Origin of the sequence: Pyxidicoccus fallax, from assembly GCF_012933655.1 — a bacterium.
In the GTDB taxonomy this organism is placed as follows: domain Bacteria; phylum Myxococcota; class Myxococcia; order Myxococcales; family Myxococcaceae; genus Myxococcus; species Myxococcus fallax.
The window spans coordinates 35,465-43,172 of sequence record NZ_JABBJJ010000070.1; the positions used below are offsets into that span (position 1 = coordinate 35,465).

Annotated in this window: 7 protein-coding genes; 5 read left to right on the plus strand and 2 right to left on the minus strand. The window is 71.4% G+C overall.

Going from position 1 to position 7,708, the window contains the following annotated elements; all coding sequences use genetic code 11:
• Window positions 1-29 precede the first annotated feature (29 nt).
• The 3 genes from HG543_RS17000 to HG543_RS17010 are packed head-to-tail and all read left to right on the plus strand — an operon-like array spanning window position 30 to window position 4,166.
• Window positions 30-2,777, plus strand: a complete 2,748-nt coding sequence (locus HG543_RS17000; RefSeq protein WP_169345834.1) for a PEP-utilizing enzyme — start codon at window positions 30-32, stop codon at window positions 2,775-2,777.
• Window positions 2,770-3,396 carry a gamma-glutamyl-gamma-aminobutyrate hydrolase family protein gene (locus HG543_RS17005; RefSeq protein WP_169345835.1) on the plus strand — a complete coding sequence of 209 codons (627 nt, stop codon included), beginning with the start codon at window positions 2,770-2,772 and terminating at the stop codon, window positions 3,394-3,396. Before HG543_RS17000 ends, HG543_RS17005 begins: the two co-directional genes overlap by 8 nt.
• Window positions 3,393-4,166: an NTP transferase domain-containing protein gene (locus HG543_RS17010; protein WP_169345836.1), complete on the plus strand. Its 774-nt coding sequence runs from the start codon at window positions 3,393-3,395 to the stop codon at window positions 4,164-4,166. The genes HG543_RS17005 and HG543_RS17010 overlap by 4 nt, the downstream gene beginning before the upstream one ends.
• 3 nt (window positions 4,167-4,169) lie before the next feature.
• Here the strand turns inward: HG543_RS17010 and HG543_RS17015 are convergent, their stop codons facing one another.
• Window positions 4,170-4,685 (minus strand): hypothetical protein, encoded by a 516-nt coding sequence (locus HG543_RS17015; protein WP_169345837.1) that lies wholly within the window; start codon window positions 4,683-4,685, stop codon window positions 4,170-4,172.
• A gap of 194 nt (window positions 4,686-4,879) precedes the next feature.
• Here HG543_RS17015 and HG543_RS17020 point away from each other — a divergent pair, with 194 nt between their 5' ends.
• Complete coding sequence (locus HG543_RS17020) at window positions 4,880-6,226, plus strand: di-heme oxidoreductase family protein (protein WP_169345838.1); 1,347 nt, start codon at window positions 4,880-4,882, stop codon at window positions 6,224-6,226.
• Between the two features lie 101 nt (window positions 6,227-6,327).
• Entirely contained in the window at window positions 6,328-7,497 is a 1,170-nt protein-coding gene (locus tag HG543_RS17025) for a type 2 periplasmic-binding domain-containing protein (protein WP_169345839.1), read from the plus strand.
• A gap of 59 nt (window positions 7,498-7,556) precedes the next feature.
• Here HG543_RS17025 and HG543_RS57015 read toward each other — a convergent pair.
• On the minus strand, window positions 7,557-7,708 hold a 152-nt coding region (locus tag HG543_RS57015), incomplete at its 5' end, for an MYXO-CTERM sorting domain-containing protein (RefSeq protein WP_369334964.1).

Sequence of the window (7,708 nt, forward strand, 5' to 3'; positions counted from 1 at the left end):
GCTCCGCGCCCGCGCGCGCGAGGTTGCTCATGACGCACCGGAATCGCGACTCCGCCACGCTTCGCCTCGTTCCTCCCCTGACTTCCGAAGCCGGCGCCGACTGCGTGGTGCGCGGCATCGGGCCGGCCCACGCGTCCATGCGCGCCTGGGCCGAGCGCGCCCTGGGCTCGCTCGCGGAGCTGAGCGGCGGAGAGCCGCTGACGCTCGCCTTCAAGGGGACGGTGCTCCTGCGGCCACGCGTGCTCCACGCGCTGCTCCAGGGCGCCTCCGCGCTCGTCGCCACCTGGCGCGACGAGTGCCGCTTCATCCTCGGCCGGACCCACGCGGTGCGCGGCGAGCTCGAAGGCTGGGACCTCGACGAGGTGTCCCGCCGGCTGGGGCAGGGCAGGGACGTGGTGCGTGTCGAGCTGCGCGCGGGTGAGGCCGCGGAGGAGCCGCTCACACCCGTGGGCCGGCTCGTCCTCGGCGGCAAGGCACGCACGCTGGACATCCTCTCCGAGCTTCGCGGGCCGTGGCGCATCTCCCGGCCGCACATCGTGTGGGGGGAGGAGTGGGCCCTGGACCCCGATGGCGTGCTCCGCCGCGTGCGGGAGCGCTTCGGGGCGGCGCGCGTCGTCGTGCGCTCGTCGGCCTCGGCGGAGGACGCGTGGACCGCGTCGAACGCGGGGCGCTACCTCTCCGTCCTCGACGTGGACGCGCGCGATACCGAGGCGCTCGCCCGGGCCATCTCGGACGTGTTCGGCTCGTACGAGCAGGGGGCGGAGTCCGAGCACGTCTTCCTCCAGGACTACATCCATCCGGTGGAGGAGAGCGGCGTGTTGATGACGCGGCATCCGGAGACGCTCGCCCCGTACTGGGTGGTGGCGTCGGACCGTCACAGCGGACGCACGGACCAGATCACCTCCGGGGCCTCGGAGAACCACTCCTCCGCGTACGTGGAGCACGGTGCTCCCGCGGCGATGCTCCAGGGCTCGCTCCGCCGCGTCGTCGACGTGGGCCGTGAGCTGGTGGAACTCACCGGCGTGGACGCGCTGGACATCGAGTTCGCGATGGCGGGCGGGGACTTCCACCTCCTCCAGGTGCGTCCCATCGCCGAGGGCACCGTGCCCCGCGAGGACCGCGAGGTCCGCCGCGCGAGGCTCCTCACGGACGCCTGCACGGCGCACCAAGCGCTCATCCTGCCGGAGCGCCCCGTCGTCGGTGACGGGCCCGTCTACAGCACGATGACGGACTGGAACCCCGCCGAGATGATTGGCCGGCGTCCGCTCCCGCTCGCCCGCTCTCTCTATGGGCGGCTCATCACGGACGAGACCTGGGCCACCCAGCGCGCCGAGTACGGGTACCGCGACCTGCGCGGGGTTCCCCTCCTGCGGGACTTCGCCGGGCACGCCTACGTCGACGTGCGGGCCTCCCTCAACTCCTTCATCCCGGCCGTCACGCCCGCGCACGTGGCGGACACCCTCGTGTCCCTCCAGCTCGCCCGGCTCGCCGAGGACCCGAGGCTGCACGACAAGGTGGAGTTCGACATCGCAGACACGTGCACCACCCTCGGACTGCGCGAGCGGCTCCGGCGGCGCTACCTCCCCGCGGTGGAGGAAGCGGAGCTGGACGCGCTGGTCGCCGCGCTGCGGGACATCACGCTCGGAGGACTGCGCGACCTGCCGGTGCAGCTGGGCCGCATCGAGCGGCTGCGTGCCGCGCCGTTCGGGCCAGGCTTCGGAGGCGGGCTCGGTCCCGTGCTCGCGCACCTGCGGGAACTCGGCACGCTCCCGTTCGCGCACCTGGCGCGCACGGCGTTCGTGGTGACAGCGATGCTCAAGAGCTTCGTGCGCGAGGGCATCCTCGACGCGGGGGAGCAGCGCGAGGTGCTCCAGCGAATCCGGACCGTGGCCGGGCAGCTCCAGGCGGACGCGCTCCGCGTGAAGCGGGGCGAGCTGGGCCTCGACGTGCTCGTCGCGGAGTACGGACACCTTCGCCCGGGCACCTACGACATCCGCGTGCCGCGCTACGCCACGGACCCCGAGCGCTACTTCGGTCCGCTCATCTCCGGCGGCGAGGCGCTCCCCCGGCACGAGGAGCCGCTGTCGCGGAGCCTCCACGAGCGCATCGGCGCGGGCCTGCGCGAGGCCGGCCTGGAGATGTCGAGCGAGGCGTTCCTCGGACACCTCGAAGCGGCCATCGCGGGCCGTGAGTACGGCAAGCACGTCTTCACCCGCACGCTCAGCGGCGTGCTGGAGCACATCGCCACGTGGGGTGAGTTGCTGGGGCTCGGCCGGGACGCGCTCGCGTATCTCTCGCTGGAACAGGTGGAGGCCGCCATGGCGCTGCCAGCGGACGCGGCGCGGAGCCGGTGCCGCGCCGCCATCGACGAGGCCCGCGAGCAGGCCGCCGCCATCGACCTCATCGAGCTGCCCGACGTGGTCGGCCGCACGTCCCACCTGCTCGTCCACGTGAGCTGCGACGAGCAGCCCCTCTTCGTCACCCGGGAGTGCGTGCGCGCACCCGTGCTCGTGGCGGACGGGCTGCCGGACCCGGAGCGCGTGCGCGGCATCATCGTGCTGCTGGAGCGCGCGGACCCCGGCTACGACAGCCTGCTCGCGCTTGGCGTCGCCGGCATCGTCACGGCGTACGGTGGCGCCAACTCGCACATGGCCGTGCGGTGCACGGAGATGCGGATTCCCGCGGCCATCGGCGTGGGTCGTGAGCAGCTCCGGCGGCTCGCGAGTGGCCGGACGATGACCCTGGACTGCGGGGGGCGCAGGCTCGTCCATGAGTGAGCGCATCGTCCTCGTCACCCAGCGCAGCGACCGCGTCCCGGGCCGTCCGGAGGTTCGCGATGCGCTCGAGGCGTCCTGGGCCGCGTGTCTCTGGGAATCGGGCTGGGTGCCGTTCCCCGCGGTGAACGTGCCCGGCGCGGCGGCGGCGCAGTTCGAGGCGCTCCGCCCGCGGCTCGTCATCCTCACTGGCGGCAACGACGCGCCGGGCACGGGGGAGGACCGCGTCCCCATGCGGGACGAGACGGAGTCCGTTTTGATGTCACTCGCCGCCCGGACGGGGACGCCGCTGCTCGGCGTGTGCCGGGGCGCGCAGATGCTCGCGCTCGCCGCGGGGATGCGGCTCGTGCGCGTCGAGTCCCACGTGCGCGTGCGCCACGGGCTGGTAGGCCCGCTCGTCGACGGCTGGCGAGGCCCGGCGGAAGTCGCGAGCTTCCACCACTGGGGCATCGAGGAAGGCTCCGTCCCTCGGGGATGGGACGTCCTCGCGCGCTCGGAGGACGGCGGGGTGGAGGCCTTCGCGAGCGCGGACCGGCCGTCGCTCGGCATCCTCTGGCACCCCGAGCGCGAGCCCCGACACCTTCCCGCAGTACTCGAATACCTGGAGGCGCGTTACCCGTGAGAGCAATCATCCTGGCCGCGGGGCTTGGAACCCGCATGGGACCGTTGGCGGCGAACCGGCCGAAGTGTCTCGTCGAGCTGGCGGGAGCACCGCTGCTCGACCATCAGCTCGCCGTGTACAAGCACTTCGGCGTCGACGTGACGGTGATGGCCGGCGCGTACCCCGACCAGATACGCACCGGGCGCGACGTGCGCGTCGTGGTGAACCCCGCGTACACCACCGGCAACATGGTCTCCACGCTGCGCTTCAGCCTGCCCGTGGTGCCACGGACCGAGCCAGTCCTCGTCGCCTACGGAGACATCGTCTTCTCGCGTGAGGTGCTCGGCGCGATGCTGGCCGCGTCCCGCGACATCGACGTCGCCATCGACCGGCAGTGGCGCCGCCTCTGGGAGCTCCGGATGGAGGACCCCACGACGGACTGCGAGTCGCTGCGCCTCGACGGGGAGCGCATCGTCGACATCGGCTCGCGGGTGCGCTCGGTGGCGGAGGTGCAGGGGCAGTACATCGGGCTGCTGCGCTTCGGGCCCGGTGTCCTGCACGCGCTCTACGAGCGCTTCGACCGCCGCGTGGCGGAGGACCCCCGGTACTGGAACACCTCGATGACGGCCTTCCTGCAGGACCTCATCTCCGACGGAGTGGCCATTCACGCCGTGCCCATCTCGTCCGGCTGGCTCGAGGTGGACAACGGAGAGGACCTGCGCCGGTACACCGAGGCACACGCCTCGGGCGCGCTGGCGCACTTCTGGGCTCCCACGGCGGCCGCCCGCTGAACCTCAGATGAGGCGCACCTGGGGCCCCGCCGCGTCCTGCAGCAGTGAGAAGCCGGAGCGGTAGCGCTCCTGGATGTCTGGGACGGAGGTCAGCGCGCGGAGGGCCTCGTCCCAGCCCGGCCAGGTGAGGCGCTCGGAGCGCACGGCTTCGGGGTAGGGCGCGCCATCCGTGAGGTGGAAGTGCACCTGCCCGACGTCCTGCCGGGGCCCCGCGTTGACGAGCACCGCGGAGGGCGTCCGCTGCCGCGCGCTGGCGATGAGCGCGAAGAGGCTGTCACGCAGCTCGGCATGGCGCGGATGCGCGAGCGCGAAGATGTCCGGGACACCGCGCAGCGGAACGGCGATGTGGTGGAAGGTGCCGTAGCACGGGCGCGGGTGGCGATAGATGGTGGCGAGCCCTCCGCGCTCCACGGCGGTGAGCGGCAGGAGCCGGTCCGCATGCGCGAAGCCGAAGCGCACCAGGGAACCCGAGGCGGGAGTCCTCGCCATCCGGAACGCCAGCTGTTTCAGGGTTGCCATGCGTGCCCTTCGCTCGTGTGTCTGTGTTACGCGGTTGAGTGCGCGGTTCTACATGGCGGCGCCACGGGGAGACAACTCCTCCACGGGAGGGGCGCACGCGCACACCGAGGACGACGGACCACGTCGGCCCACCTTCGAAGATGGCAGTGGGGTGCGGTATGTTTGGCTGAACCCCAGCAGCTGGAGACGCGGCGATGCGAGCGCGGAAATTCCTTCTGGGCATTCCCGTGGGAGGCCTGCTGCTGACGGCGGCGTGGGCCGTCCCTGGCTGGCGCTCGAATGAGCTCGTGCTGGGCGACCTCCCCGTCGCGGCGGAGCCGGGAGAGGAACTCCAGGGCGGAGCCACGACGGTGCCGGCCTCGGGAAGGACGTCGTTCGGGCGCTCGCCCGCGAACATGTACCGGGCGCGCTGGCCGTACTTCCACAAGGGCAAGGGCGTGTTCGACCGTGACTGGCTCGACCCGAAGTTCGCGCCCGTCCGGGTGGGGCCGCTCTTCAGCGCCGCCTCGTGCACGACGTGTCACGACAGGGATGGGCGCGGACAGCCTCCGTCCTCGCTGGTCTTCCAGCTGAGCGGTCCGGAGGGGCAGGGGGCTCATCCGCTGTACGGCGTGCAGCTCGACCCGCGAGGCGTGGAGGGGACGCAGGCGGAGGGCCAGGCCGTGGTGGCCTACGACGAGGTGCCGGGCGAGTTCGCGGATGGCGCGCCGTTCTCCCTGCTGCGGCCGCGCTACACGTTCGAGGAGTTGTCACGGGGGCCACTGGGGCAGGGCGCGCGTTTCTCTCCGAGGGTGTCTCCCGCGGTCTTCGGGCTGGGACTGCTGGAGGCGATACCGGAGGAGACCCTCCTGGCCCTGGCCGACCCAGAGGACGCGAACGGGGACGGAATCTCGGGGCGCCCCAACTACGTCGAGGACGACGTGGAGCGGCGTCCGAAGCTGGGCCGCTTCGGGTGGAAGGCCAACCAGCCCTCGGTGCAGCAGCAGGTGACGCATGCGCTCTTCGCTGACATGGGGCTGACCACGAGCCTGCTGCGGGACGGGCCCGGGGAACCCGAGCTGGGGGGGCAGGAGTTGGATGCGCTGGTGTTCTACACGCGGCTCCTCGCCGTGCCGAAGCGGAGGGACTGGGACGCGCCCCAGGTGCTACGGGGCAAGGCGGTCTTCCGCGCCATCGGGTGCGGCGGATGCCACGTCTCCGGTCCGCTGGAGACCGGAGACGTGCCCGACCTCCCGGAGCTGTCGCGGCAGAAGCTCTACCCGTACACGGACCTGCTGCTGCACGACATGGGCGAAGGGCTCGCGGACGGCCGCCCGGATGGGCTCGCCAGCGGGAGTGAGTGGCGCACACCTCCGCTGTGGGGAATCGGGCTGGTGGAGGTGGTGAACGGCCACACGCGCTATCTGCACGACGGCCGGGCACGCAATCTCGAAGAGGCGGTGCTGTGGCACGGCGGCGAGGCCGCGCCGGCACGCGAGCGTTACGTCCGCCTGCCCTTGGAGGACCGTGAGGCGATGCTCGCGTTCCTCAGGTCGCTCTGACGCGCTCGGCGGAATATTTGAGATACATGGCTCGTGTTTCTTTGCGTCGGCCTGGGCTGCTAGTGTTTGTCGCGCCTCACACCCCAAACGCAGAGGAGTCCATGAGAACGAACATCCTGAAGTGGATGACGGTGGCGGCGTGCTTCACAAGCACGGTGGCCACCGCGCAGGACGTCGGGGAAGTCCATGTCTGGCATTCGCTCGGCGGCCCGGCCGAGCAGGCCTTCGTGGAGGCGGTGGACGCGTACCAGGGCAACAGCGGCAACGAGGTGGTGGTCTCCCAGTTCTCGTCCCAGCAGGAGCTCTACCAGGCGCTGCAGGTGGCACGTCAGTCCGGCGCGCTCCCGGACGTGCTGCTGGGCAACCACACCATGGTTCCCGAGCTGCTGGAGGACGGGCTCATCAACGCCTACTGCCTGCCGGGCGAGTGTCCCGAGTGCGAGTCGGCGAACCCGCCGCGCTGGTGCGCCTACGCCTCCAACGGCTTCTACGGGGACTACGAGGGCAGCTTCGAGGCGACGATGATTCCCGAGCTGGAGATGTCGCCCGCGCGCTGCCTGATGGACGACTGCGGCGAGTGCCAGCAGTCGGGCATCGCCCGCCCGCAGTATTGCGACTACGTGGCGGACAGCGGCGGCGCGCGGCTCGACATGATTCAGGCGAGCTTCTCCATGTGGCACCCCGGGTACCGGTGGCCCTTCCCGATTGGCATTCCCTGGTGGTGGGAGTACCTCTCGGTGGGCTTCGACCGCTACCGCCTGGACATGTACGGCCTGGAGATTCCCACCAACATCTCCACGGCGCAGGAGATTCTCTCCATGAATCAGGCCGGCTATCTGTGGGACTACGACGGTGAGTGGTGCGGCACGCCTCCGCGCCGCATCAAGGTGCCCGGCTGGGTGAACGAGGTGATGGGCTCCTCTCCCGACCCCATTCCCGCGTATGAGGCGGACCTCTTCGTCGTTCCCTCGTCCCAGCTCGCCTCGCTGATGGATGAGGTGCCCGGACTGGAGGTCGCCACCCTGGAGGACCACCGTCCGCAGGTCATCGTGGATGGCGCGTTCGTGCTGTCCACGACGCAGAACCGGAGCGCCTCGCTCGACTTCGCGTACGAGCTGGCCAACCCGGACTTCCAGCTCCAGAGCATCGACGGGACGAGCCTCCTGCCCGCGCACGGGCAGGCCTTCGGCGCGACGGAGGGCCTGGTGCCCGGGCTTCGCGACGCGGCCCTGACGGGTGCGCTCGCTCCGACGTACACCCAGGCGCAGTAGTTCGCATCGGACCTCCGCCTCGATTCAAGCGGGGCGGAGGTCCGTCCTGCTGGCGCCCCTCAGTGGACTCCCGGACCCCGGCGGCGACGCGCGCCGGGGAACGCGGACAGGCCGAGCAGGGCGAGCAGGAGCCAGGGCAGCACCGCGTCCGCGCCACTCGCTGTCCCGCATCCGCATCCCGAGGAGGATTCGGGCTCGTCGGGTTCGGGGG